This is a genomic window from Serratia sp. CY33525, assembly GCF_052169115.1.
Classification (GTDB): Bacteria; Pseudomonadota; Gammaproteobacteria; order Enterobacterales; family Enterobacteriaceae; genus Serratia; species Serratia sarumanii.
Genome location: NZ_JBJNLK010000004.1, coordinates 215,070 through 240,336, shown reverse-complemented (window position 1 = coordinate 240,336; position 25,267 = coordinate 215,070). Strand labels below are relative to the sequence as shown.

General features: G+C 61.1%; 25 protein-coding genes. 9 read left to right on the top strand and 16 right to left on the bottom strand.

Features of this window, described 5'->3' with window-relative positions; all coding sequences use genetic code 11:
- Nucleotides 1-12: 12 nt before the first annotated feature.
- Nucleotides 13-891, top strand: coding sequence for a protease HtpX (gene htpX, locus ACJ8IM_RS12520; RefSeq protein WP_033638291.1), 879 nt, complete (start codon nucleotides 13-15; stop codon nucleotides 889-891).
- A 237-nt stretch (nucleotides 892-1,128) separates the two neighbouring features.
- Nucleotides 1,129-1,836 (top strand): hypothetical protein, encoded by a 708-nt coding sequence (locus ACJ8IM_RS12515; protein WP_033653900.1) that lies wholly within the window; start codon nucleotides 1,129-1,131, stop codon nucleotides 1,834-1,836.
- 100 nt (nucleotides 1,837-1,936) lie between these two features.
- On the opposite strand, the gene ACJ8IM_RS12510 is transcribed toward ACJ8IM_RS12515, so the two are convergent.
- Nucleotides 1,937-3,331 (bottom strand): MFS transporter, encoded by a 1,395-nt coding sequence (locus ACJ8IM_RS12510; protein ID WP_033653901.1) that lies wholly within the window; start codon nucleotides 3,329-3,331, stop codon nucleotides 1,937-1,939.
- Nucleotides 3,332-3,562: 231 nt separating this feature from the next.
- On the opposite strand from ACJ8IM_RS12510, the gene kdgR reads away from it, so the two are divergent.
- Nucleotides 3,563-4,354 (top strand): DNA-binding transcriptional regulator KdgR, encoded by a 792-nt coding sequence (gene kdgR, locus ACJ8IM_RS12505; protein ID WP_033653902.1) that lies wholly within the window; start codon nucleotides 3,563-3,565, stop codon nucleotides 4,352-4,354.
- Between the two features lie 46 nt (nucleotides 4,355-4,400).
- Here the strand turns inward: kdgR and ACJ8IM_RS12500 are convergent, their stop codons facing one another.
- The 5 genes from ACJ8IM_RS12500 to phnR all read right to left on the bottom strand — a co-directional run bounded on the left by ACJ8IM_RS12500 (nucleotide 4,401) and on the right by phnR (nucleotide 9,110).
- Nucleotides 4,401-5,204 (bottom strand): ABC transporter permease, encoded by an 804-nt coding sequence (locus tag ACJ8IM_RS12500; RefSeq protein ID WP_033653903.1) that lies wholly within the window; start codon nucleotides 5,202-5,204, stop codon nucleotides 4,401-4,403.
- 2 nt (nucleotides 5,205-5,206) lie between these two features.
- On the bottom strand, nucleotides 5,207-6,070 hold the full coding sequence (phnU, locus tag ACJ8IM_RS12495) for a 2-aminoethylphosphonate ABC transporter permease subunit (RefSeq protein ID WP_033653904.1): 864 nt from the start codon (nucleotides 6,068-6,070) through the stop codon (nucleotides 5,207-5,209).
- 1 nt (nucleotide 6,071) lies between these two features.
- Complete coding sequence (phnT, locus tag ACJ8IM_RS12490) at nucleotides 6,072-7,202, bottom strand: 2-aminoethylphosphonate ABC transport system ATP-binding subunit PhnT (protein ID WP_373275238.1); 1,131 nt, start codon at nucleotides 7,200-7,202, stop codon at nucleotides 6,072-6,074.
- A gap of 2 nt (nucleotides 7,203-7,204) precedes the next feature.
- Nucleotides 7,205-8,215 carry a 2-aminoethylphosphonate ABC transporter substrate-binding protein gene (locus tag ACJ8IM_RS12485; RefSeq protein ID WP_033653906.1) on the bottom strand — a complete coding sequence of 337 codons (1,011 nt, stop codon included), beginning with the start codon at nucleotides 8,213-8,215 and terminating at the stop codon, nucleotides 7,205-7,207.
- Nucleotides 8,216-8,390: 175 nt separating this feature from the next.
- Nucleotides 8,391-9,110 carry a phosphonate utilization transcriptional regulator PhnR gene (gene phnR / locus ACJ8IM_RS12480; RefSeq protein ID WP_033653907.1) on the bottom strand — a complete coding sequence of 240 codons (720 nt, stop codon included), beginning with the start codon at nucleotides 9,108-9,110 and terminating at the stop codon, nucleotides 8,391-8,393.
- Between the two features lie 155 nt (nucleotides 9,111-9,265).
- Here phnR and phnW point away from each other — a divergent pair, with 155 nt between their 5' ends.
- Nucleotides 9,266-10,369 (top strand): 2-aminoethylphosphonate--pyruvate transaminase, encoded by a 1,104-nt coding sequence (gene phnW, locus ACJ8IM_RS12475; RefSeq protein WP_033653908.1) that lies wholly within the window; start codon nucleotides 9,266-9,268, stop codon nucleotides 10,367-10,369.
- Between the two features lie 9 nt (nucleotides 10,370-10,378).
- On the top strand, nucleotides 10,379-11,188 hold the full coding sequence (gene phnX / locus ACJ8IM_RS12470) for a phosphonoacetaldehyde hydrolase (RefSeq protein ID WP_033653909.1): 810 nt from the start codon (nucleotides 10,379-10,381) through the stop codon (nucleotides 11,186-11,188).
- Nucleotides 11,189-11,251: 63 nt separating this feature from the next.
- Here the strand turns inward: phnX and ACJ8IM_RS12465 are convergent, their stop codons facing one another.
- The 4 genes from ACJ8IM_RS12465 to ACJ8IM_RS12450 form a co-directional block, all read right to left on the bottom strand.
- Nucleotides 11,252-12,643 carry an L-cystine transporter gene (locus tag ACJ8IM_RS12465; protein ID WP_033653910.1) on the bottom strand — a complete coding sequence of 464 codons (1,392 nt, stop codon included), beginning with the start codon at nucleotides 12,641-12,643 and terminating at the stop codon, nucleotides 11,252-11,254.
- Between the two features lie 181 nt (nucleotides 12,644-12,824).
- Nucleotides 12,825-13,373, bottom strand: coding sequence for a metal-dependent hydrolase (locus ACJ8IM_RS12460; RefSeq protein ID WP_033638305.1), 549 nt, complete (start codon nucleotides 13,371-13,373; stop codon nucleotides 12,825-12,827).
- 422 nt (nucleotides 13,374-13,795) lie between these two features.
- Nucleotides 13,796-14,461, bottom strand: a complete 666-nt coding sequence (gene hxpB, locus ACJ8IM_RS12455) for a hexitol phosphatase HxpB (protein WP_033653911.1) — start codon at nucleotides 14,459-14,461, stop codon at nucleotides 13,796-13,798.
- A gap of 64 nt (nucleotides 14,462-14,525) precedes the next feature.
- Nucleotides 14,526-15,806, bottom strand: a complete 1,281-nt coding sequence (locus ACJ8IM_RS12450; RefSeq protein ID WP_033653912.1) for an HdeD family acid-resistance protein — start codon at nucleotides 15,804-15,806, stop codon at nucleotides 14,526-14,528.
- Between the two features lie 185 nt (nucleotides 15,807-15,991).
- On the opposite strand from ACJ8IM_RS12450, the gene ACJ8IM_RS12445 reads away from it, so the two are divergent.
- The gene (locus tag ACJ8IM_RS12445) at nucleotides 15,992-16,552 is read left to right on the top strand and encodes a YniB family protein (RefSeq protein ID WP_033638308.1); all 561 of its coding nucleotides are present in this window, start codon (nucleotides 15,992-15,994) and stop codon (nucleotides 16,550-16,552) included.
- A gap of 35 nt (nucleotides 16,553-16,587) precedes the next feature.
- On the opposite strand, the gene ACJ8IM_RS12440 is transcribed toward ACJ8IM_RS12445, so the two are convergent.
- The 6 genes from ACJ8IM_RS12440 to ghoS all read right to left on the bottom strand — a co-directional run bounded on the left by ACJ8IM_RS12440 (nucleotide 16,588) and on the right by ghoS (nucleotide 21,673).
- A complete protein-coding gene (locus tag ACJ8IM_RS12440; protein WP_033642864.1) occupies nucleotides 16,588-17,457 on the bottom strand; it encodes a fructosamine kinase family protein in 870 nt (289 codons plus the stop codon).
- Nucleotides 17,458-17,696: 239 nt separating this feature from the next.
- Nucleotides 17,697-18,551 (bottom strand): metal ABC transporter permease, encoded by an 855-nt coding sequence (locus tag ACJ8IM_RS12435; RefSeq protein ID WP_033646322.1) that lies wholly within the window; start codon nucleotides 18,549-18,551, stop codon nucleotides 17,697-17,699.
- On the bottom strand, nucleotides 18,551-19,411 hold the full coding sequence (gene yfeC / locus ACJ8IM_RS12430) for an iron/manganese ABC transporter permease subunit YfeC (RefSeq protein WP_033638311.1): 861 nt from the start codon (nucleotides 19,409-19,411) through the stop codon (nucleotides 18,551-18,553). The genes ACJ8IM_RS12435 and yfeC overlap by 1 nt, the downstream gene beginning before the upstream one ends.
- Nucleotides 19,411-20,301 (bottom strand): manganese/iron ABC transporter ATP-binding protein, encoded by an 891-nt coding sequence (locus ACJ8IM_RS12425; protein WP_033638312.1) that lies wholly within the window; start codon nucleotides 20,299-20,301, stop codon nucleotides 19,411-19,413. Before ACJ8IM_RS12425 ends, yfeC begins: the two co-directional genes overlap by 1 nt.
- Nucleotides 20,298-21,242 (bottom strand): metal ABC transporter substrate-binding protein, encoded by a 945-nt coding sequence (locus tag ACJ8IM_RS12420; protein ID WP_033638313.1) that lies wholly within the window; start codon nucleotides 21,240-21,242, stop codon nucleotides 20,298-20,300. The genes ACJ8IM_RS12425 and ACJ8IM_RS12420 overlap by 4 nt, the downstream gene beginning before the upstream one ends.
- Nucleotides 21,243-21,373: 131 nt before the next feature.
- On the bottom strand, nucleotides 21,374-21,673 hold the full coding sequence (gene ghoS / locus ACJ8IM_RS12415; protein WP_033646321.1) for a type V toxin-antitoxin system endoribonuclease antitoxin GhoS: 300 nt from the start codon (nucleotides 21,671-21,673) through the stop codon (nucleotides 21,374-21,376).
- A gap of 109 nt (nucleotides 21,674-21,782) precedes the next feature.
- On the opposite strand from ghoS, the gene ACJ8IM_RS12410 reads away from it, so the two are divergent.
- The 3 genes from ACJ8IM_RS12410 to ACJ8IM_RS12400 all read left to right on the top strand — a co-directional run bounded on the left by ACJ8IM_RS12410 (nucleotide 21,783) and on the right by ACJ8IM_RS12400 (nucleotide 25,265).
- Nucleotides 21,783-22,448: a transglycosylase SLT domain-containing protein gene (locus tag ACJ8IM_RS12410; RefSeq protein WP_004931439.1), complete on the top strand. Its 666-nt coding sequence runs from the start codon at nucleotides 21,783-21,785 to the stop codon at nucleotides 22,446-22,448.
- Between the two features lie 307 nt (nucleotides 22,449-22,755).
- On the top strand, nucleotides 22,756-23,481 hold the full coding sequence (locus ACJ8IM_RS12405) for a gluconate 2-dehydrogenase subunit 3 family protein (protein WP_033653913.1): 726 nt from the start codon (nucleotides 22,756-22,758) through the stop codon (nucleotides 23,479-23,481).
- 2 nt (nucleotides 23,482-23,483) lie between these two features.
- The gene (locus ACJ8IM_RS12400; RefSeq protein WP_004931432.1) at nucleotides 23,484-25,265 is read left to right on the top strand and encodes a GMC family oxidoreductase; all 1,782 of its coding nucleotides are present in this window, start codon (nucleotides 23,484-23,486) and stop codon (nucleotides 25,263-25,265) included.
- The last annotated feature ends 2 nt before the right edge of the window (nucleotides 25,266-25,267 follow it).

Below are 25,267 nucleotides of genomic sequence, written 5' to 3'. Positions count from 1 at the left end.
AGTAAACATTTTATGATGCGTATAGCTCTGTTCCTGCTCACCAACCTGGCGGTGATGTTGGTTTTCGGGCTGGTGCTCAGCCTGACAGGAATCCAATCCAGTAGCGTTCAGGGCCTGATGATCATGGCCGGTCTGTTCGGCTTCGGCGGCGCTTTCGTGTCGTTGCTGATGTCCAAATGGATGGCGCTGCGCTCCGTCGGCGGGGAAGTGATTGAACAACCGCGTAACGAAACCGAAAACTGGCTGCTGGAAACGGTGCGCCGTCAGTCGCAGCAGGCGGGCATCGCCATGCCGCAGGTTGCTATCTACCACGCGCCGGACATCAACGCCTTCGCCACCGGCGCACGCCGCGACGCCTCGCTGGTCGCCGTCAGCACCGGCCTGCTGCAGAGCATGAGCCGCGACGAAGCGGAAGCGGTCATCGCGCACGAAATCAGCCACGTCGCCAACGGCGATATGGTGACCATGACCCTGATTCAGGGCATCGTGAACACCTTCGTCATCTTCATTTCGCGCCTGATCGCGCAGGTTGCCGCCGGCTTCCTGGGCAACCGCGACGGTGAAGGGGAAGGCAACGGCAACCCGATGATTTACTTCGCGGTGTCGATGGTGCTGGAACTGGTGTTCGGCATCCTGGCAAGCATCATCACCATGTGGTTCTCGCGTCACCGCGAGTTCTACGCCGACGCCGGCTCCGCCAAGCTGGTGGGCCGCGAGAAGATGATCGCCGCCTTGCAGCGCCTGAAAACCAGCTACGAGCCGCAGGAAGCGGGCAGCATGATGGCGTTCTGCATCAACGGCAAATCCAAGTCGTTCAGCGAGCTGTTCATGTCGCACCCGCCGCTCGACAAGCGCATCGAAGCGCTGCGTTCCGGCCAGTACCTGAAGTAATCGGCTGAATGAAAGGAAAAACCCCGGCTCGCCGGGGTTTTTTTACGGCATGACGAAATCGCTTTTTCAGGAGGAGGATGCTGATTCAAGCGTCAGATTTCGCGATTTGAATACGGCCTTTCCGCCTCTCGCGGTACGCTAGCCGCTGCAGGCTACCATGCCTGACGCCTTCGCTTGCTTGGTTTGAGAAGCTCATGCTATATGCTTTGGCACCATAACGTCTGTCCCTGAGGCCCTATGAAAATCAACGCTCTTCCCTTGCTCGGCTGTGATGAGGCGCTGGCGCGCCTTACCATATTGGCGGGCGGCGTCGCCGATGCGTCTGCGGAGTTGTTAAACCGGAATGGTTACGATTCTGAACAGCCAGCTATACGCTGGCATTCAGGCGACCTGCACCTCCCATCGTTTTTCCCAGACGAGAACGACAGGCACGATTACGATTATCTGGTCGTAGAAGGAGATTTGATCGTAGAGGGGTGCATGGCGGTGTCACCCCAGCGGGAGGATGGCGGCATCATTGTGCTGGGGCGGCTGCAGTCGGATACGCTGATTTGTTTGGGCGAGCTGCTCGTGCGTGACGATGCCCGCATACGCCATGCCTATTGCAGCTCTGGAAACGACGGCGCGTTTGTGGTGGGGGGAAATCTGGCCGTGCTCACCCTGGTAGAAACGGGGGAATTTATCCATGTATATGGCGATCTCGACGCGCGATGTCTCGCCTCATTGCAGAACTTCGTTCAGGTTGACGGAGAGACGCGCTGCGGCTGTCGAATCGACAGCGCGCAGTCCGCTGAACCGATCACGCGCATGTTCGCTTCAGACCTGCTGAAGGCCTTTGAGGGGGAGGATAACGACGGCCAACACATTGTTGGCTGGTATCCGGATGACGATGCCTATTTAGCGTGTTTGCAACAAGGCCGCAGCCCTTTGAGGAGCGGCGACTGACGCCAAGCGTATCACACCTGGCGCGGCGTGATTCAGGCCGGCCGCATTGCTGGAACCGCCGGCTTTAGAATCGATGGGGTTTCGGCTGTTTCTATGGCCGCTATTTCACCTCGCGGCTTGGCTGCGCCGTTTGCGCCGTCGATTGGGTGATGCGCAGGCTGCTGACCGCCGCCGCCAGAGTGGCGAACACGCCGGCCAGGACCAGCGATGCGTGGGTGCCGGAGGTGGGGAACAGGTTGAACATCAGCGCCACCAGCGCGGCCCCCGAGGTTTGCCCCAGCAGGCGAGCGGTGCCCAGCATGCCGCTGGCGCCGCCGCTGCGGTTACGCGGCGCGGCGGAGATGATGGTGTGATTGTTGGGCGACTGGAACAGGCCGAAACCGGCGCCGCACAGCACCATGCGCCAGATGATGTCCCCATTCGACGGGGCCGCGGGCAGCAGCGCCAGCGAGAACAGCCCGAGCGCGAACACCGCCAGCCCAATGCAGCCCAGCAGGCCGGCGTGCACGCGCTCCACCAGCCGGCCGGCGATCGGCGCCATGACGACGATCGCCAGCGGCCACGGCGTCAGCAGCAGCCCGGTCGCCACTTCGTCGCGGCTCAACGCGCTTTGCAGGAAGAACGGCAGCGATACCATCGCCAGCATCTGCGCGGCGAACGAGCAGATTGAGGTGCCCATCGACAGGGCGAAAATCGGGATGCGCAGCAGGTCGACCGGCAGCAGCGGAAATTCCTGGCGCAGCTGGCGGCGCACGAACACCGTGCCAATCGCCAGCAGCGCGGCGATCTCGCTGAAGATCAGCGTCAGGCTCTGGCCCTGGGCGAAGCCGCTGATGGCAGTGATCAGCAGGCCGAAAGTCAGCGCGTTCAGCACGGCGCTGGTGGGATCGAAACGGCGGTTATCGCTTTTTTGGCCGTTGGCCGGCAGGAACTTCATGCCCAGCAGCAGCGCGACGAGGCCGATCGGCAGGTTGATGGCGAACAGCCACTGCCAGGACGCGACCGACAGGATCGCCGCCGCCACCGTTGGCCCGGCCGCCGAGGAGCAGGCGACGATCAGCGAGTTGATGCCCATGCCACGGCCGAGAAAACGCTGCGGATAGATGATGCGGATCAGCGCGGTGTTGACGCTCATGATGGCGGCGGCGCCAAAGCCTTGCAGCACGCGGGCGATGGTCAGCGTAAGCAGCGAGTCGGACAGGGCGCAGAACAGCGAGGTGATGCTGAACACCAGCAGCCCGGCCTGATAGATGCGGCGATAACAGATCAGATCGCCGAGCGACGCCAGCGACAGCAGAGAGACGGTGATCGCCAGCTGATAGGCGTTAACCACCCAAATGGAGCTGGCCGGGCTGGCGTTGAGATCGCGCGCGATGGTGGGCAGCGCCACGTTGGCTATCGCGCCGTCGAGCACGGATACGGTAATGCCGAGGGCGATGGCGAGGATCGCCCCATAGCGTTGCGGGGCGGGGAGGCCGTCGGAACAAGGACGCATGTTGGTCTCAGCGGTATTTATTCAGGGGAGTATTATCATGCTAATCATATTCGCCCGTGATTGCATGCCCCTTGTCCGCTGAATTGTAAACGGCGGTGAGCGGGCCGGCGGTTATCCATTTGGCTTCAATCGCTTAGCGTTCAACTGCGTTGCGCGTCGCGATCTGTTCCGATTATACTGAAACCCTTGTTTAAATTTCCTGAAACAGAACCGTTAAGTAGGGTATTCGCCATGGCTAACGCAGATTCAGACAAGCAACCGGATGCCGTCTCATCCGTGATGAAAGTGTTCGGTATTTTGCAGGCGCTCGGCGATGAGCGCGAGATTGGCATTACTGAACTGTCCCAGCGGGTGATGATGTCCAAAAGCACCGTCTACCGTTTTCTGCAGACCATGAAAGCGCTGGGCTACGTTTCGCAGGAAGGCGAGACGGAAAAATATGCGCTGACGCTCAAGCTGTTCGAGCTGGGCGCCAAATCGTTGCAGAACGTCGATCTGATCCGCAGCGCCGACGTGCAGATGCGCGAACTGTCGAACCGCACCCGCGAAACCATCCACCTTGGCGCCCTGGATGAGGACGGTATCGTCTATATCCACAAGATCGACGCGATGTACAACCTGCGTATGTATTCGCGCATCGGTCGCCGCAACCCGTTGCACAGCACCGCCATCGGTAAAGTGCTGCTGGCCTGGCGCGATCGGGATGAGGTGGCGCAGATCCTGTCGCAGATTGAATTTACCCGCAGCACCGAGCATACCCTGACCAGCGCCGCCGAACTGCTGCCGGTGCTGGCGCGGGTGCGTGAGCAGGGATACGGCGAAGATGCCGAAGAGCAGGAAGTGGGGATCCGTTGTATCGCGGTGCCGGTATTCGATCGGTTTGGGGTGGCGATCGCCGGGTTGAGCATCTCTTTCCCGACGCTGCGCTTTTCCGAAGCGGCGCGGGAGGAGTATGTGGCGCTGTTGCACGTCGCCGCCCGGCGCATCAGTGAACAGCAGGGCTATCACGACTATCCGTTCTGACCCTTCGCTTCCATGAACAAGGCGCTGCCATGGCAGCGCCTTGTGGCTATTTCACGCCCGGCGTCAGCCGCTGCGAAATCCGTTCCAGCACTAACATCAGCAACAGCGTGGCCGCCACCAGGATCATGGTCAGCGTCGCGCCGTTGGCGATGCTGCCGCGATCGGTCAGGCTGAAGATAGTGACCGGCAGCGTTGCCCAGCTCGGCGGGTAGATCATCATGGTCGCGCCCAGCTCTCCCATCGACAGCGACAGGCTGAGGGCGAAGGCGGAGATCATATAGGGGGCGATCATCGGCAGGGTGACGTGGCGCAGGCGGAACAGCGGCGAAGCGCCCAGGCTGGCGGCGACGTTCTCGTAGTCGCCAGGCAGCCGGGCCAGCCCGGCCATCACGTTGCCGAAGGTGAAGGCGGAAATCAGCACGAAGTGCGCGACGGGCACGATCAGGAAGGTGCCGTTCATCTGCAGCGGCCCCTGGCTGAACGCCACCAGCATCCCGAGACCGATCGACACCGAAGGCACCGCGCTGGGAATGAAGAACAGCGTGCTCAGCAGGCGCTGGCCGCGCCCCTGATGGTGGCGCAGCGCCAACGCCGCCCAGGTGCCGCACAGCAGCGCGAACAGGCTGGCGCTGAAACCGATAGCCAGGCTGGCGACCAGCGCGTCCCAGGAGGCGCCGCCAAAGGCCTGGCGGAAGTGGCTGAAGGTGAAACCGCTCGGCAGCACGCCGTTCCACTGTTCGCTCAGGCTGGACATCAGGATCACCGCCAGCGGCAGGCAGAAGAACAGCGCGAACAACGTGACCGCCAGCGTGCAGGTCAGGGTGCGGCCGGTGCGAGACCAAATCAACATCGTCAGTTCCTCAGCCCGGCGCGCGCCGCGGCGTAGCGGTAAAGGGAGAACAGCCCGAGCGACAGCGCGATATTCACGACGGCGATCGCGCAGGCGACGGCATAATCCGACTCCAGAATCGCTTTGGAGTAGACCATCATCGGCAGCGTGGTGACGCCCTTGGCGCCAATAAACAGCACGATGCCGAACTCATTGGTGGTCAACAGCAAGCACAGGCTGCCGCCGGCCAGCAAGGCCGGCAGCGCGGCGGGCAAAATCACCTGGCGCACCACGCGCCCCGGCCGGGCGCCGAGGATGCTGGCGGCTTCGAGCTGGCTGCGATCGATCTGCGACAGCGCCGCCATCAGCGGACGCATTACCAGCGGCGTAAACACGGTGATTTCCGCCAGGATCACGCCCCAGATGGAGTAAAGAAAGTCTACCGGCGGCAGGGTAAAACCGAAGGTCGCCATCAGCGTACCGTTCAGCAGGCCGGCGGAGCCGTAGATAAAGGTGAAGGCCAAGGTGATCAGGAAGGTCGGCATGGCGATAAAGGTATCGATCACCCAGGCGATCAGCCGGCTGCCGGGGAACGGCGTGAACACCAGCAGCAGCGACAGCAGGGTGCCGAGCACCAGGCAGCCCAGCGTCGCCAGCAGCGCAATCTGCAGCGTGTTGAGCAGGGCGCTGACAAAGCGTCGGGATTCGAACACCTGCTGCAGCGCGCCGGCGCTGAACAGCCCCTGATCGTCGGTAAACGCCTGTTTGACGATCAGCGCCAGCGGATAGAAAAACAGCGTCGCCAGCACCAGCAGCGGCAGCAGGATCCATAAACGGCGCGGTGAACGCGGCCGCCGGGCCGGGCGAATAAGCGTAGAGTCGGTCATGTCAGTCCTCGATCAGTACCGCGTCGTCAGGGGCGAAATAGAGCGGCACGCGCTCGCCGATCTGCGGCATCCGGCTCTGATGGGTGGTGACCACGCGCAGCGGGTGGCCTTGCGCGTCGAACTGCAGGTTCGTCAACTCCCCCTGCCAGTGAATATCGCGCAGCGTGCCGACGATGCAGTTGCTGCGCTGGGCATCGGCATCGAGCGCAATATGCTGCGGCCGAATGCACAGCAGTTTGTCGAAGCCGCGTTGTGCGCCGTAGGTGAAACAGCCGATCACTTTTCCGGCGCAGCTGACGGTGGTCATGCCTTGGCCGGCGGTGGTTTCCAGCGCGGTGGCCGGCAGCAGGTTGGCGCGGCCGAGGAACTCGGCGGCGAAGCGGTTTGTGGGATGACGGTACAGCGCGCGGGTCTCGCCGTGGGCGATAAGATGGCCGTCGCGCATGATGCCAATCTTGTCCGCCAGCGTCAGCGCTTCGCCCTGATCGTGGGTGACGTACAGGATGGTCAGCTCCGGTAGCTCGCGGTGCAGGCGGGCGATCTCTTCCACCATGCTGTGACGAATCTGCGCGTCCAGCGCCGACAGCGGTTCATCCAGCAGCAAGACTTTGGGGCGCACCGCGATGGCGCGGGCGATCGCCACGCGCTGCTGTTGGCCGCCGGAGAGCTGGCTGGGATAACGCCTGGCGTAGGCGGACATGCCGACGATGGCCAGCGCCTCCTCGACGCGCTCGGCGGTGAGGCCGAGCGGCTTGCCCTGGGCGCGCAGGCCGAACGCCACATTGTCCTCGACGCGCATATGCGGAAACAGCGCGTAGTTCTGTACCACCATGCCCAGACCGCGCTCATAGGGCGGCACGTCGGTGACATCGACGTCACCGATGGCAATACGCCCGGCGGAAGGCTGCACGAAACCGGCGATCGCCCGCAGCACGGTAGTTTTGCCCGAGCCGGAGGGGCCGATCAGCGCCAGCACTTCGCCGGGGGCGATGGTGAGCGTCAGGGGTTTCAGCACTTCGGTGCCGCGATACGACACGCTGACGCGGTCGAGTTGGATGCCCGACGGCCCGGCGATGTCGAGGCTGTTATCCCGCGCCTCGGCGCGGGAAGAGAGGGTAGAAGGCATTGTCAGCGTCATTCGGTCACCTTGTGCCAGCGTGAGATATCGGCGGACAGGCTGCTTACCACCTGATTCCAGTCCGGCGCCCAGATGTCCACGCCTTCCAGCGCCGCCTGCGACCGCTTGAAGTTATCGTCGGTCGGGATGACGTCCTTACGCACCGGCATGCCGTAGGACATGGCGCTAACGCTGCTCTGCGCTTCTTTGCTCAGCAGGAAGTCGATCAGCTTTTTGCCGTTGGCGCTTTGCGGTGCGCCTTGCACCAGGCCGACATAGTAAGGCAGCGCCAGCGTGCTGCGCTTGCCGTCCGGCCCGGTCGGCCAGAATACCTGCACGTTCGGGTTGCTGCGCATTTGCGCCAGGTTCATCTGCAGATCGCCGTTGGCCACCAACAGCTCGCCTTTATTGACCAGCGCGGTCAGCTTGCCGGTGGAAGCGGAAGGGCCGACGTTGTTGCTTTGCAGCTTGCCGAGGTAGTCGAAACCGGCGTCCTTGCTACCGAAGCTGTGAAACGCCTGCAGCAATACTGCGGTGCCGTCACCGGCCTGGCCCGGCGTGGAGTACTGCAGCTTGTTGCGGAACTGCGCGTCCAGCAGCTGTTGATAGCTGGCGGGCGCCTGCGGCAACAGTTTGGCGTTATAGATGAAGCTCAGGTAGTTGTTTACCAGCGGCACGAACTGCGGCTGAGCCTCGGCGATCTGCGCCGCATCCTGCGGGGTGAAATCCTGCAGCAGTTTTTCCGCGGCGGCGCGCTGGATGAACGGCGGCGGCGTCACCAGCACGTCGGCCTGCGGGTTGCTGCGCTCTTTCGACAGCCGCTCTACGATGGCGCCGGAACCGCCTTCAACGTACTGCACCTTGATGCCGGTTGCCTGAGTGAAGGCGTCGAACTGGGTTTGATACCAGCTGTGATCGCCGGCGTGCAGACCATCGGCGGAGTAGACGGTCACCACCGCGTCGGCGGCCCAGGCCGGCGCGGAGCCGAGTGCGATGGCGGTCATCACGATCAGACGAGAAAGTTTCATAGCTTCAGCCTCACTGTTGCGGATTTAAGCGTAACTGGTATACACCAGATATGCGGTCACGCTAATCGGCGAATATGACAAACAAATGAAAGCGGCAAAATATATTTGCCGGCAACGGGGAATTGGGCGTGGGGGAGAAAGGCGGGGCGGCGGGCGCAGCCCCTGTCATGCGGGGTTAAAGCGTATCGACTTCGATGCGCAGGCTGTCGTGGCGCCAGTACTCGATATCGAAATCGAGAATGCGGCCGTGCTGGTCGTAATTCAACCGGCGCAGCAATAAGGCGGGCAGGCCGACCATGGCGCCGAGCGCGTTGGCGGCGCGGTAAGGCAGGGCCGTCGGGTAGAACGACAGATGCATGTTGCTGTAAATCAACGCGTAATGCTGTTGATAGACTTCGGTCAGGCTACCGTTGAGATCGTGGCTGAGCAGTTCCGGCACCCGCTGCGGCAGGCAGTGGTTTTCGCAATAACAGATGGCGCGGCCGTCGGCGTAGCGCACGCGGCGCAGCAGATACACCTGGTCGAAGGGTTCGAGCGCCAGCGGCTGCATCACGTCGAGCGGCACCGTGGTTTTTTCGCCGGACAGCAGCGCAGTGCGCGGCGCGCGCCCCTGCTCCTGGCACAGGCGGTGGAAGTTGGTGTTCTGCGTCGGATCCAGCCACAGCCGTTCCGGCGTGACGAACCAGCCGCGGCGATCGGCGCGATAGATGGCGCCGGTGGCCTCCAGCTGCGCCAGGCTCTCGCGAATGGTAACGCGGGTGGTGGAGAAGATGGCGCACAGCTCGCGCTCCGAAGGCAGCTTGTCGCCCGCCTGCAGCGCGCCGCGGGTGATGCGCGCCTGAAGCTGATCCTTGATCTGCAGGTAGTGGGGCATTTCGCCCTGATGTTCTTTCATTTCATCTCGCTATGGCATCGGCCCGTCATTCCGGCACGCGCTTATTATACATAGCCAGATGAATTTTTTGTTTCACCGCGCTTTGTCGTTTGACCAGGGAAGGAATTTGCCGCCACAATGCCTGTAATCTGGTATAGACCAAATAGGTGAATAACATGTCCGATCGAAACTACCTGCTGTTGACCCCCGGCCCGTTGACCACGTCGAAAACGGTAAAAGAGGCGATGCTGTTCGACAGCTGCACCTGGGATGAAGATTACAACCTGGGCGTGGTGCAAAGCATCCGGCAGCAGCTGGTGGCGCTGGCGACGCCGTCCGCCGGTTACACCTCGGTGTTGCTGCAGGGCAGCGGCAGCTTTGCGGTGGAGGGCGTGCTGGGCACGGCCATCGGCCCGCAGGACAAGCTGCTGATCGTCAACAACGGCGCCTATGGGGCGCGGATGATCGAAATGGCGCGGCTGATGGATATCGACCATCACGCTTTCGACTGCGGCGAGGTCAATGAGCCGGACGTGACGGCGATGGAGGCGGTGCTGAAAAGCGATGCGCGCATCAGCCATATCGCCATGGTGCACTGCGAAACCACCACCGGCATGCTCAACCCGCTGCAGAAGGTCGCCGGCCTGGCGGCGCGCAACGGCAAGACCTTTATCGTCGACGCCATGAGCAGCTTCGGCGGCATCCCGCTGGATGTAGACGCGCTGGGCATCGATTTTCTGATCAGCTCCGCCAACAAATGCATTCAGGGCGTGCCGGGCTTCGCTTTCGTCATCGCCCGCCGCAGCGAACTGGAGAAATGCGCCGGCCGCTCGCGCTCGCTGTCGCTGGATCTGTATGCCCAGTGGCGCTGTATGGAAGACCAGGCCGGCAAATGGCGCTTTACGTCGCCGACCCACACCGTGCTGGCCTTCGCGCAGGCGCTGAAAGAGCTGGAACAAGAGGGCGGCATTGCCGCGCGCCACCGCCGCTATCAAACCAATCAGCGGCGGCTGGTGGCGGGCATGCGCGAGCTGGGCTTTGAGACTCTGCTCGATGATGCGTTGCATTCGCCGATCATCACCGCATTCTATTCGCCAAAGGCCGACACTTACCGCTTCGCCGAATTTTATCAGCGCCTGAAACAGCAAGGGTTTGTGATCTATCCCGGCAAAGTGTCGCAGAGCGACTGCTTCCGCATCGGCAACATCGGGGAAATTTATCCGCAAGATATCGAACGTTTGCTGGCGGCCGTCGGGCAGGCGATGTACTGGAATCAATAAGGATTGACCATGAAACAGATCAACGCAGTGATCCTCGACTGGGCCGGCACCACGGTGGACTTCGGCTCCTTTGCGCCAACGCAGATTTTCGTCGAGGCGTTCAAACAAACCTTCGATATCGACATCAGCCTGGCGGAGGCGCGCATTCCGATGGGGCTGGGCAAATGGCAGCACATCGAGGCGCTGGGCAAGCTGCCGGCGGTCGACGCGCGCTGGCGGCAGAAGCTGGGCCGCTCGATGAGCCACCAGGACATAGACGCGCTGTATCAGGCGTTTATGCCGCTGCAAATCGCCAAAGTGATCGACTTCGCCGATCCCATCGAGGGTGTGCCACAGGTGATTGCCGGGCTGCGCGAACAGGGCATTAAAATCGGCTCCTGCTCCGGTTATCCGCGTGCGGTGATGGAGGTGCTGGTGCCTGCCGCCGCGCAGCGTGGCTACGCGCCGGATTACTGGGTCGCCACTGACGATCTCGCGGCCGGCGGGCGGCCGGGGCCGTGGATGGCGCTGCAGAACGCCATCGCGCTGGGCATCGATGCGGTGGCGCACTGCGTGAAGGTGGACGACGCGGTGCCGGGCATTCATGAAGGGCTGAACGCCGGGATGTGGAGCGTCGGGCTGGCGCTGTCCGGCAACGAGTTTGGCGCGACCTGGCAGGAGTACCGCCAAATGGCGGCGGCAGAGATCGAGCTGCGCCGTACGGCGGCGGCCGATAAGCTGTATGCGGCGGGCGCACATTATGTGATAGACACGCTGGCGCAATTGCCGGGCGTTATCGCCGACATCAACCGGCGGCTGGCGGACGGCGAGCGGCCGTAACGACCGGGCGCGGGGCATAAAAAAACCGGGGAGAATCCCCGGTTTTTTCGTTTTGAGACGGCGTTAACGGTGAGCCAATTCGACTTCGTCTTCGCTGTCCATCACGGTTTTGTCGGTTTGCTTCATCAGCTGGCTGGTGATGGTGCCCGCCGCCATGGAGCCGTTGACGTTCAGCGCGGTACGGCCCATGTCGATCAGCGGCTCGACCGAGATCAGCAACGCGACCAGCGTCACCGGCAGGCCCATCGCCGGCAGCACGATCAGCGCGGCGAAGGTGGCGCCGCCACCCACGCCCGCCACACCGGCGGAGCTGATGGTGACGATGCCGACCAGGGTGGCGATCCACACCGGATCCAGCGGGTTGATGCCGACGGTCGGCGCAACCATCACCGCCAGCATTGCCGGGTAGAGGCCTGCACAGCCGTTCTGGCCGATGGTGGCGCCGAACGACGCCGAGAAGCTGGCGATGGATTCCGGCACGCCCAGGCGACGGGTCTGCGCTTCCACGTTCAATGGAATGCTGGCGGCGCTGGAGCGGCTGGTGAAGGCGAAGGTGATCACCGGCCACACTTTGCGGAAGAATTTCAGCGGATTAACGCCGGTGAAGGCCAGCAGGGCGGCGTGAACCACGAACATGATGCCCAGGCCGATGTACGAGGCCACCACGAAGCTGCCGAGCTTGACGATGTCGTGAATGTTGGAACCGGCAACCACTTTGGTCATCAGCGCCAGCACGCCGTACGGCGTCAGTTTCATGACCAGACGCACCAGCTTCATCACCCAGGCTTGCAGGGTGTCGATAGCCACCAGCACGCGCTCGCCTTTCGGCTTGTCGTCTTTCAGCAGCTGCAGCGACGCCACGCCGAGGAAGGTGGCGAAAATCACCACGCTGATGATCGACGTCGGGCTGGCGCCGGTCAGATCGGCGAACGGGTTTTTCGGGATGAACGACAGCACCATCTGCGGCACGGTCAGGTCGGCCAGTTTACCCACGTAGTTGGTCTGGATTGCCGTCAGGCGCGCGCTTTCCTGCGCGCCCTGCACCAGGCCTTCGGCGGTCAGGCCGAACAGGTTGGTGACCAGTACGCCCACCAGCGCCGAGATCAGCGTGGTGAACAGCAGCGTGCCGATAGTCAGGACGCTGATTTTGCCCAGAGAAGAGGCGTTATGCAGCTTGGCCACCGCGCTCAGGATCGAGGCGAACACCAGCGGCATGACGATCATTTGCAGCAGCTGCACATAGCCGTTGCCGACGATGTTGAACCAGCTGATGGATTCTTTCAGTACCGGGTTGTCGGAGCCGTACACCAGCTGCAGGCCCAGGCCGAACACCACGCCGACCACCAGGCCGACCAGCACTTTTTTCGCCAGGCTCCATTGCTTGTGGCGGGTTTGCGCCAGCAGCAACAGGAGCGCGACAAACACCAGCACGTTAATCACGAGCGGAAAATTCATCCCCAATGTCTCCAATCATCTTTCTTATAAAAACGACTACGCATCACGTATGTCGCGATGTAAATATCGTAACAGTTTGCCGGGTGGCCTACTTATATCCAAATGGAATTTAATATAGCTTTTTGTGTGTTTTTGTTCGTTTTATATACATTAAGGTGATTGGTTGAGCGGATTTTTGTGATCAGGGTCTAATATTTCTGATTTGCTCGACATAGGATTGCACCGGCAGGGTGAAATCACCTTGCCAGCAGATGGCAAACGCCACCAGGCATAGACACAACACACGCTCCAGCTGGTTGCCCTTTTGCGAGTTGAGCAGCGGCAGGCGAAAACGCCAGCGGCACGGCCACAGCAGCGGCACGCCGGCGGGGGTGAGCATATCGGCCAGCAGATGGCTGAAGTAACCGATGATCATGGCGTGCAGCGCGTCGGCCGGGATCGGCCAGCTGCGCGGCACGTCCAGCTGGAACAGCGCCATGCCGCCGGCGATCGCCAGCAGGCTGTGGGTGAAACCGCGGTGGCCGAATGCGCGGGCGATGGGAATGGCGAGCCAGCGCAGACGCTGGCCCAGCACCGACTTGGGGTGATCGATGTCCGGCAGCAGCGAGGTCAGCAGCGCGGCGGGTATGATGTGCCACCAGTCGCCGGTAGCCAGCTCTGGCGTCACTTCCGCCTTCTTGGCGAAGATCGCGCAAGCGACAGAGAATATAAGGTGTCCTTCCGCGGTCATGCTGTTGCGATTCCGGCTGGTAAACTGTTAATTTATCCAGTATATGGGAAAATTCCCAGTAGTGGAAGCAGTTACCCTGTAACCAATTGTTTATTTTCCCCTGTTTTACAACGGGTTGTTACGGCAATGCGTAACAAATCATCGATTTTGACCGGTGAGAATTAACGGCGGGCGATGGGCGGTGGGGAACGGAAAGAAACGAGGGCTGTTGTTTGGCGTGCGGCGGGAGGAAGCGGCGGCCTTGAACAGCGCTGCGTGGCAGTGACAACGCTCCGCGGGCCGTCGCTTTCCCTGCCGCCCAGCATAATAATAACAACATGCCAATTCAATAATAATGAAACACTGTTTCGTTTGTTTTGCGGCGCGGAACCCCTTTATGCGCAGAGCGGCAAAGCCAGGGCGCCGGTGGCCGGCGCCGCAGGTCAGGCAAAGTGGGCGGGGGTGAGCTGTTCCAGGGTCTCCAGCTGGTGGTCCGCCAGCGCCCAGCGCGGATCGTGGCGGTATTCGGCGGCCGGGATGACGATGGAACGCATGCGCGCGGCCTTGGTGGCGATCATGCCGTTAAAGGAGTCTTCCAGCGTGATGCAGCGCAGCGGATCGCTGCCCAGGCGCTCGGCGGCGATCAGGTAGACCTCCGGATGCGGTTTGCTATACGGCAGGTATTCGGCGGAAACCAGCTGATCGAAGTAGCCCTCAAGATCGAACATCTTCAGCACCTGCCGTTGCATGTGCAGCGGCGAGGCGGAGGCGAGGCCGATGTTCAGCCCCTGCTCGCGGCACAGCTCCAGCGCCTGCCGGACGCCCGGCAGCAGCGGGCGCGTCTCGTGCACCAGCTCGATGGCGCGTTCGATAATCCGCGCCGACACCTCATCGAGCGATACGCCTTGCCACGGCATCGCCTGGTACCACATTTTCACCACCAGATCGATGCGCAGCCCCAGGGTGTCCGGCAGCTTGTGGCGATCGGACAGATTCAGACCCAGCGCGCCGAAGATATCCAGCTCGGCCTGCAGCCACAGCGGTTCCGAGTCGATCAACAAGCCGTCCATATCAAAAATTGCGGTTTCAATGCGTTGCGAATAAGCCATTAACGGTTAACTCCTGCCGGCGCGGGTGAATGTGCCCGATACTCTATCATCGCCGGTGGTGAGACTAAAATCTTTGCCTGCGCGTTTGGCTTTTGCCAAAGCGAAGGATATTCCACACCTCGCGTAATTTTAACCACCAGCGTTGGTGTTGGCGCTCGGTGACCTGTTGCAACATGCGGGCATAGTCCAGCACCAGTCCCGGCGTCCAGGTCATGCTTTCGCCACGGCTGCGCAGCACCGCCAGCATCCACAGATTGGGATCCAGCACCAATAACAGAAAACGGCGCCACAGATGTTTATCGCCCAGCACGCCCTCCAGCGCGCTGTCGAGTGCGCCGATGACCGTGGTGGAGCAGTTGCGCCGAGTCAGGTTGTAAGTCGCGTCCTGCCGATACCGCCGCCAGAATGCGCGCAGCGCCGCCGGGTTATAGCGATAGAACTGAATTTTCTTGTCCGGCGGGCACCAGGCGGCGATCTCGCCCGGCAGGTCGGGCAGGAAACGCCCGTCGACGTTGTTCTGTTCGCCGGCATGCAGCAACTGGCGGAAATCCTGAACGGAATGGCTGATGTCGTTGAGCGGGTAGTGACTGATATACACATCCGGCGCGAGCGCCAGGGCGGCATGACCGGTGGAGATATTGCCGCCGCCGTCGACCGCCGCGATGTATCGGTCGACGATGTAACGCCGGCGTGGATCTTTAGCCGCACCAATCGGTGTCCAGACATACACCGTGAGCGGCGTAGCCTCGTCCGCCGGGGGCGGTGGCTGCCGCGCGGGGTGCTGATTCAGAGAGAAGCTTGCCAGCCTCCGGGCGATACGCAATAAAGCCCAGCCGGAAAGCACCATCATCACGCCGAGGCAAAAGGGCACCGTCATCCGGTGCGGCGCCGGCCAGCCGACAAAAATCATCAACGAAAGCAGGATCTCGCCGCCGCCCGCTAGCGCCACGGTTTTCCATCGACTGTGTTGAATCACCGTGGAGGAGGCGATGCGCACGGCGCCGTCAAGCAGCAGCGCGCTGCCAAACACCACGGTGGCGACGATGTTATCGTCTGCGGGCACGTCCAACATTAAAAAGGCCATAAACACGAAGCCCAGCCCCTTCAGCAGCACCGGTCTGCTGGCGGAAGAGCCAATCACCAGCGCGGCGGATATCGCCACCAGCCCCTCCAGCGCCAGGATGACCGCCAGCGCATCCAGCGCCAGCACGGATCGGCCATCCTGCAGTATGTCGAACAGCACCAGCGCCCCTGCGGCTATCCACAGCCAACCGAACAGCACCAGCAGGCGGCGCTGGCCGTGCAGCGCCTGCGCGCCCAGCAATAAGATAATCAGTCGAATCATGGCGGCCTCTGCCCGAATGGATAACTTTATCTCTTCAATGATAGTGCCCGGACGGCGTTAAGCAGTTGATTTCGGCGAATTCGGCTAAGCTTGTAGCACAGCGGGAATGAAGAAAACGGTGGGCGAGCTTTGCCAACTGCAGGTAGACTTAGCCGATTCGGTTACGTCGCTAACAAGGGGAACACATGACGTATCAACAGGCCGGGCGTATCGCCATTTTGAAACGCATTCTCGGATGGGTGGTTTTTATCCCGGCGTTGCTGTCTACGCTGATTTCCGTGCTGGGCTTTGTCTACCAGCACAGTGAAAAAACCAAGGGCATCAACGCGGTGATGCTGGATTTTGTCCACGTGATGGTGGACATGGTGCGTTTCAATACGCCGTTCCTGAACCTTTTCTGGTACAACTCCCCGGTGCCTGACGTGGATAAAAGCCTGTTCAGCGGCGCCAATCTGATGTTCATCATCATCTACATACTGATCTTCGTCGGGCTGGCGCTGCAGGCTTCCGGCGCGCGCATGTCGCGCCAGGTCAAGTTCATCCGCGAAGGGTTGGAAGACCAGATGATCCTGGAGCAGGCCAAGGGCAGCGAAGGGCACACGCGCCAGCAGCTGGAGGAGCGCATTACGCTGCCGCACCACACCATCTTCCTGCAATACTTCCCGCTGTACATCCTGCCGATCGTGATTGCGGTGATCGCCTGGTTCGTGATCCGACTGTTAGGCCAGTTGGCCGGCGCGGCCTGAGGCATGAACGGGGCGCCGAGCGGCGCCCCGGAACGTTACGACGCCTCGGGCTGTAACAGCGCCTCCACCGCGCGTTGCGCAGCCACCAGATGCTGGCCGCCGAACAGGTTGCTGCGGTTGAGCAGGTAGTACAGCTGATACAGCGGCTGGCGCTCGATAAACCCGGCACCCAGCGGCCACACGCTCTGATAGCCGTCGTAGATCTGCGGCGGCAGCTCCGGATACAGCGGCAGCATCGCCAAATCGCACTCTCGGTCGCCCCAGTAACTGGCCGGGTCGAACAGAATCGGCCCGTTGGCGGTCATCGCGCAGTTGCCCGGCCACAGGTTGCCGTGCAGCAGGGAAGGCTGCGGCTGGTGGTGCTGCAAGCGCAGATACACCCGATCGACGATGTCGTCGATATCGCCGAAGGTCATGCCTTTCTCCGCCGCCAGCTGCAGCTGCCAGCCGATGCGCTGCTCGGCGAAGAATTCCGACCAGCGGCGCTGCCAAGCGTTGGGTTGCGGGGTGGTGGTCAGATCGCTGTCGAAGTCGAGACCGAACTGCGGTTGCTCGCTCCACTGGTGCAGATGCGCCAGCTGCTGGCCCAGGCAGTAGGCACCGTGGGCGTCGAGGGGTTTCAGCTGCTGATACTCCAGCAGCAGGAAGCTGTAGTCGCGATCGCTGCCGACGCCGTACACTTCCGGCACCCGCACGCTTTTGCTGCGTGCCAGCAACGCCAGCTGATCGGCCTCGGCGGTGAATATCGGCAGTTGTTCCCGGGCGTCGCATTTCACGAACACCTCGTTGTCACCGTAACTCACGCGCCACGCCGGGTGAATGTCGCCCCCGGGCAGTTCAATCCTTTCGCGTATCTCTGCGCTGCCAAGATGTTCACTTAACAGACGGCTAACGGCTTGCCACATGGTATCTCCCCCTCTGTGCTGCCTGATAATTCATTAGGTTAGCGTCTTTCCCGTGGTGAAAACACGACGCGGCGCACAGCCGGCGTCAAAGGCGGCGATTTTTTCAGCGTCTCGCCAGCTCAAAGTATATACCCTATTGATTAATTTAAGCGCAATACCGGTTGCAACTTGATGACAACAACGTAATGAGCGGGGGCAGGCGATGCGGCGAGCAGAGGGCATCGCCGCATCGGAGGGGATTAACCGCCGGTGAGGGCGTTTTGGTTACGCTGTAACGGACGCAGCTTGCTGTACAACAAGGCGATAACGAACAGCACGGCCTGTACGATGACGATGCAGGGCCCGGTGGCACCGTCGATGTGGAAGCTGATCAGGGTGCCAAGCACGCAGGAAAACACCGACACCACCGTCGCCACCACCAGCATGCGTTCGAAGCGGCGACACAGCATAAAGGCGATGATGCCCGGGGCGATCAGCATGGCGATCACCAGGATCACCCCCACGGCCTGCAGCGAGGCGACGATGGTCATCGCCAGCAGGCACAGCAGCCCGTAGTGCAGCAGCTTGACCGGCAGGCCAATCACCCGCGCATGATGCGGATCGAAGCAGTACAGCATGAAGTCTTTGCGCTTGAGCAGCACCACCGCCAAGGTGATGCCGGCGATGAGCAGTGTTTGCTTCAGCTCGCCGTCGGTAATGCCCAGCATGTTGCCGAACAAAATGTGGCTCAGGTGCTGGTCGGTATCGATGCGCGAGAACAGCACCAGGCCGAAGGCGAACATGCCGGAGAAGACGATGCCCATCACCGTGTCTTCTTTCACCCGGCTGTTCTCTTTCAGGTAGCCGGTGGCTACCGCGCAAAAGATGCCGGAGAGGAAGGCGCCGATCGCCAGCGGAATGCCGACCACGAACGCCACCACGATGCCGGGCAGCACCGCGTGCGAGATGGCGTCGCCCATCAGCGACCAGCCTTTGAGCACCAGGTAGCAGGAGAGCACGGCGCACACCACGCCGGTGACGATGGCGGCAACGATCGCCCGCTGCATGAACGGGTAGGCGAAGGGTTCGCTGAGCAGTTGATACAGGGTGTCCATCAGCGGCCTCCGGTTTGCGAATGCGCCACGCGGCGCCGAGACGCCAGCAGGCCGTGTTTCGGCGCGAAGAAGAACGCCGCCAGGAACACCAGCGTTTGCAGGGTGACGATCACCCCCCCGGTGGCGCCGTCGAGGAAGAAGCTCAGGTAGGCGCCGATGCCGCTGGTCAATGCGCCGATGATGATGGCGATGATCACCAGCCGGCTGAAGCGATCGGTCAACAGATAGGCGGTAGCGCCCGGCGTGATCACCATGGCGATCACCAAAATGGCGCCGACGGTTTGCAGCGCGGCGACGGTACAGGCGCTGAGCAGGGTGAAGAACAGGATCTTCAGCCGCAGCGGCGACAGGCCGATCGACACCGCGTGGCTTTCGTCGAAGAACACCGCCAGCAGGTCTTTCCACACCAGGCACAGGATCAGCAGCGAAACGCCGATGATGATTTCCACCTGCAGCACGTCTTCATCGGCGATGCCGAGGATGTTGCCGAAGATGATCGACTGCACGTTGACCGAGGTGGGGTTGAGCGACACGATCAGCAGGCCGACGGCGAAGAAGGTGGAGAAGATAAAGCCGATGATGGCGTCTTCGCGCAGCCGGGTGATGTGGCGCACCAGCGTCATCGCCAGCGCCGCCAGCATGCCGGTGAAGAAGGCGCCGGCGGCGTAGGGCAGGCCGAGGGCGTAGGCGCCGGCCACGCCGGGCACCACCGAGTGCGACAGCGCATCGCCCATCAGCGACCACCCTTTTAACATCAGGTAGGCGGACAGGAACGCGCAGGCGGCGCCGACGATGGCGCTGACCCAGATGGCCTTCACCATGTAGTTATAACTGAAAGGTTGCAGCAGAAGGTCCAGCATCAGGATTGTTTCTCCCTGGCCTGGCTGTTGGCCGGCGGATCGCTCTTGGTGTGGCCGTAGAACACCGCCGGGCGCTCATCGTCGGTCAACACCGTAACGGTGCGCGGATCGTTGTCGTCGTGCAGATCCGGGCCGGAGAGGTTGATATGGCGCAGCACGCCGCCGAACGCCTGCTCCAGATTGCTCTGGGTGAAGGTGGTTTCGGTCGGGCCGGCGGCCAGCACCGTGCGGTTGATGAGGATCACCCGATCGCAAAACTCCGGCACGCTGCCGAGGTTGTGGGTGGAGACCAGGATCAGGTGCCCCTCGTCGCGCAATGCGCGCAGCAGATCGATAATGGCATTCTCGGTTTTCACATCCACGCCGGTGAACGGTTCATCCAGCAGCAGCACGGTGCCCTGTTGCGCCAGCGCGCGCGCCAGAAACACGCGCTTCTTCTGGCCGCCCGACAGCTCGCCGATCTGCCGGCCGCGCAGCTCGCTCAGGCCGACGCGCTCCAGCGCCTTGTCGACCCGCAGCCGATCCTCGCGCGACGGAATGCGCAGGAAGTTCATCTTGCCGTAGCGGCCCATCATCACCACGTCTTCCACCAGCACCGGGAAGTTCCAGTCGACGTCTTCGGTCTGCGGCACGTAGGCGATCAGATTCTTTTTCAGCGCCTCCGCCACCGGTTTGTCGCTCAGCGATACCCGGCCGGCGGTGGGCCTGACCAGGCCCATGATGCTTTTGAACAACGTCGACTTGCCGCTGCCGTTGACGCCGACCAGCGCGCAGATCGAACCGCCACTCAGGGTAAAGCTGGCGTTGTGAATGGCGGTGTGTCCGTTGTTGTAGGTCACTGTGACGTCGTCCACGTTCAACTCAGGGCGGACAAACGGTTCATGGGTCATTGATCGAATCCTTTGGCGATGGTTTGCACGGTGGTGTTAAGCAGGTCGATGTAGGTCGGCACCGGGCCGTCGCGGGTGGACAGCGAATCCACGTACAGCACGCCGCCGTATTTGGCGCCGGTTTCTTTCGCCACCTGTTTGGCCGGCTTGTCGGAAATGGTGCTCTCGCTGAACACTACCGGAATATGGTGGGCGCGCACTGCGTCGATCACCCGGCGCACCTGCTGCGGCGAGCCTTGCTCATCGGCGTTGATCGGCCACAGATAGACTTCTTTCAGCTGATAGTCCTGCGCCAGGTAGCTGAAGGCGCCTTCGCTGGTCACCAGCCAGCGCTGTGCGGCCGGAATGCGCGCCAGGCGTTCGCGCAGCGGGGCGTCCAGCGCGCCGATTTTCTCTGCGTAGGCCTTGGCATTGCGGTTATAGGTTGCCGCGTTGGCCGGATCGTGCTCCACCAGCGCTTTGCGGATGTTCTCGATGTATACCAGCGCGTTGCTCGGCGACATCCAGGCGTGCGGATTAGGGTTGCCGTTATACGGCCCTTCGCGGATCGGCAGCGGGGTAATGCCTTCGGTGACTACCGCCGCCGGCACCTGCTTGATGTTTTCGAAGAAACGCTGGAACCAGCGTTCCAGGTTCATGCCGTTCCACAGGATCAGGTCGGCGTGCTGCGCTTTGACGATATCGCGCGGGGTCGGTTGATAGTCGTGGATCTCGGCGCCCGGCTTGGTGATGGACTCTACCACGGCGGCATCACCCGCCACGTTCTGGGCGATGTCCTGAATGATGGTAAAGGTCGTCACCACGCGCAGCTTTTTTTCCGCCAGCGCGTTTTGGCTGACCAAGGCGGCACCGAGCAGCAGGCAGGCGAGCGTGAAAGGGCGTAACAGTGTGGCAGCGCGGAAAGGGCGACTGCGACGAAAAGCGCAACTTATCAATGGCATGATGACGTCTCCTGGTTCAAATGAAAATGATTATCAATATCAATTGAAGCGAAGTCAAGCGTCACTTGCCCACCGCCGGCGGGGTACATCTCCAACTGAAAAAATAATACCCTCCGGGAAGTTATAGCATTTTATGTATCAGTATGTAACCGCTGAAGGTAGTCCTTACAGGCGCATATCGCCACCTCCGGCTGTTTTCCCAATGCCAACTGGCCGAACCCCTGCGCCAGGCGCTGTACATCCTCTTGATCCAGCACGGTTATGAACGCAAAACTGTTGCTGCCGAGCTCATGGTGCACGCCATTTTCGTCTGTCACCGACGTGACAAAACCTTCGCGCGTCAATTGCCCGGTCAGCTTCGCCAGGTCGGTTAATCCTTCTTCCTGATAGCGAAAAGTCACCACAAAGCAGTTTGTTGCAGATTGACTCATAAATCACCTCTTGGTATATGGATAGCTTGAGATTAGCCCAAAAAATTACTGCAGGTGTCCTTACAAGTTGTATATGCTACGCAACTCATTGAAAGGAGTGAGGGATTCTGTGAAAACAAAAATAGGTTGCCTTACGGCAATTTTGCTTTTGTCGGGGTGCGCCAAAGATCCGCAAACGGCAAGCAATATTTCAGGCAGTGGCACAACGCGCGGCGGTTGGTTAAAACCCCCTCCGCAGGCACCGGTAAACCGCACAGGCACGCCGGTTGCCTATAACGATTACATTCGTCAGGCCGCCAGCAACTACGGCGTTGACGAAACGCTGATTAAAGCGATTATTCAGGTGGAGTCCGGGTTTAACCCGAACGTGGTCAGCACCTCGAACGCAGTGGGATTGATGCAGCTTAAGGCTTCTACCGCCGGCCGCGACGCCTATCGCATGAAAGGAAGAAGCGGGCAACCCAGCTCGCGTGAGCTGAAGGATCCGGCGGTCAATATTGATCTGGGAACGGCCTATATCAATATTCTTCAAAGCCAGCAGCTAGCCGGGATCAACAACCCACAGACTTTGCGTTATGCCACCATCGTTTCGTACGTGAACGGGGCGGGCGCCATGTTGCGCACCTTCTCATCGGACAAGCGCGTGGCGGTCAATCGCATCAATCAGATGAGCCCGGATGAGTTTTATCAGCACATCCAGAAAAAGCATCCGGCGCCGCAGGCACCGCGCTATTTGTGGAAGGTGACCACCGCCTATCAGGCGATGTCGCAGTAACCCTCTCTCTTGTCTAATCGGCCGCTGAACGCGGCCGATTTTGTTTCCGGCACCGTTCCAGCGCGCGAGCTGCTTCTCATTTTTCGTTATTTCCTCACCGCTTATCGGAAAAACCGCACGAAAAGTTAAATTTACGTTAGCAGATAAATCTTTACGTTCATTCAATAAGTTACCGGTAACATTTTTGCGCTTGGATGCATTCTGACCTTCAATAAATATACAAATAAGTAACAAATTATTTTAAAAACCCGTATCGATCGCAAGGTTGCGGTTAAATAGTTGTGACTATCTTTGGATGGAATGTGACATGTCGAATCATAAAACCAACAATTCGCGGCGCGATTTCTTGTTGAAATCGATGACCTTAATTCCTGCGGCGGTAATTGGTGGCAGCGGCGTTGGCGCGCTGACGGCACCGACACCGGCGGTCGCGGCCTCGAACACCTCAACGCAGAACGATTACCAACCGACCTTTTTCACCCCGGAAGAGTGGGCCTTCATCAAGGCCGCCGTGGCGCACCTGATCCCGGCCGACGAGCGCGGCCCCGGCGCACTGGAAGCCGGCGTGCCGGAGTTTATCGATCGCCAGATGAATACCCCGTACGCCACCGGCGCCATCTGGTACATGCAGGGGCCGTTCAACCCCGATGTGCCGAAGGAAATGGGCTATCAGCTGCCGCTGGTGCCCAAGCAAATCTACAACCTCGGCATCAGTGACGCCGACGCCTACAGCAAGAAAACCGCCGGCAAGCCCTTCGCCGAACTGGATGGCGCGCAGCAAGACGCCATACTGCAAAAGTTCGAGTCCGGCGAGGCGGAGTTCCCGCAGCTGCCGTCGAAACTGTTCTTCTCCTATCTGCTGCAAAACACCCGCGAAGGTTTCTTCAGCGATCCCATCCATGGCGGCAACAAAGACATGGTGGGCTGGAAGCTGATTAATTTTCCGGGCGCGCGCGCCGATTTTATGGACTGGGTTGAGCGAGGGGAGCGTTATCCCTTCCCGCCGGTCTCGATTCGTGGGGAGAGGGGCTAAGCATGGCAACGGTAATGAAAAAAGTAGACGCGGTGATCGTCGGCTTCGGCTGGGTGGGCGCGATCATGGCCAAAGAGCTGACCGAGGCCGGCCTCAACGTGGTGGCGCTGGAGCGCGGCCCGATGCGCGATACCTATCCGGACGGGTCTTATCCGCAGGTGATCGACGAGCTGACCTATAACATCCGTCGCAAACTGTTCCAGGATCTGTCGAAAAGCACCGTCACCATTCGCCATAACAGCAGCCAGACCGCGGTGCCTTACCGCCAGCTGGCGGCGTTCCTGCCGGGCACCGGCGTCGGCGGCGCCGGTTTGCACTGGTCGGGCGTGCATTTCCGCGTCGATCCGATCGAACTGCGCATGCGCAGCCACTATGAAGAGCGCTACGGCAAAAACTTCATTCCGAAGGACATGACCATCCAGGACTTCGGCGTGACCTACGACGAGCTGGAACCGTTCTTCGACAAGGCGGAGAAAGTGTTCGGCACCTCCGGCACCGCCTGGACCATCAAAGGGCAGAAAGTGGCGCAGAAGGGCGGCAACCGCTTTGCGCCGGATCGCTCCGACGATTTCCCGCTGCCGGCGCAGAAAAATACCTACTCCGCCCAACTGTTCGAGAAAGCGGCGCTGGAGGTGGGTTACCACCCTTACAACCTGCCGTCCGCCAACACCTCGGATTCTTACACCAACCCGTACGGCGCGCAGATGGGCCCGTGCAACTTCTGCGGTTTCTGCAGCGGCTACGCCTGCTACATGTATTCCAAGGCTTCGCCGAACGTCAACATCTTGCCGGCGCTGCGCATGGAGAAACGCTTCGAGCTGCGCACCAACGCCAACGTGCTGAAGGTCAACCTGACCGACGACAAGTCCCGCGCCACCGGCGTGAACTACGTCGATGCGCAGGGGCGCGAGATTGAACAGCCTGCCGATCTGGTGATCCTGGGCGCGTTCCAGTTCCACAACGTGCACCTGATGCTGCTGTCCGGCATCGGCAAGCCTTACGATCCGGTGACCGGCGAGGGTGTGGTCGGGCGTAACTTCGCCTACCAGAACATGACCACCATCAAGGCGTTCTTCGATAAAGACGTGTTCACCAACCCGTTTATCGGCGCCGGCGGCAACGGCGTGGGCGTGGACGACTTCAACGCCGACAACTTCGACCATGCCAAAGAAGGCTTCGTCGGCGGTTCGCCGTTCTGGGTCAACCAGGCGGGCACCAAGCCGATCTCCGGTCTGCCGACGCCTCCGGGCACCCCGGCCTGGGGCAGCAAATGGAAAGCGGCGGTGGCGGATGCTTACACCCACCACGTTTCGATGGACGCCCACGGCGCGCACCAGTCGTACCGCAACAACTATCTGGATCTCGATCCCAACTACAAGAACGTCTTTGGCCAGCCGCTGCTGCGCATGACGTTCGACTGGCAGGAGAACGACATCAAGATGGCGCAGTTCATGTACGACAAGATGGCGCCGATCGCCAAGGCGATGAACCCGAAACTGATCGCCGGCAGCCCGAAAAACGCCAACAGCCACTTCGACACCACCAGCTACCAGACCACCCACATGAACGGCGGCGCGGTGATGGGGGAAGATCCGAAGACCAGCGCGGTCAACCGCTATCTGCAGAGCTGGGACGTGCACAACGTGTTCTCGATCGGCGCATCGGCCTTCCCGCAGGGGCTGGGCTACAACCCGACCGGCACCGTGGCGGCGCTGGCTTACTGGTCTGCCCGCGCCATTCGCGAGCAGTATCTGAAAAACCCAGGCCCATTGGTGCAGGCATAAGG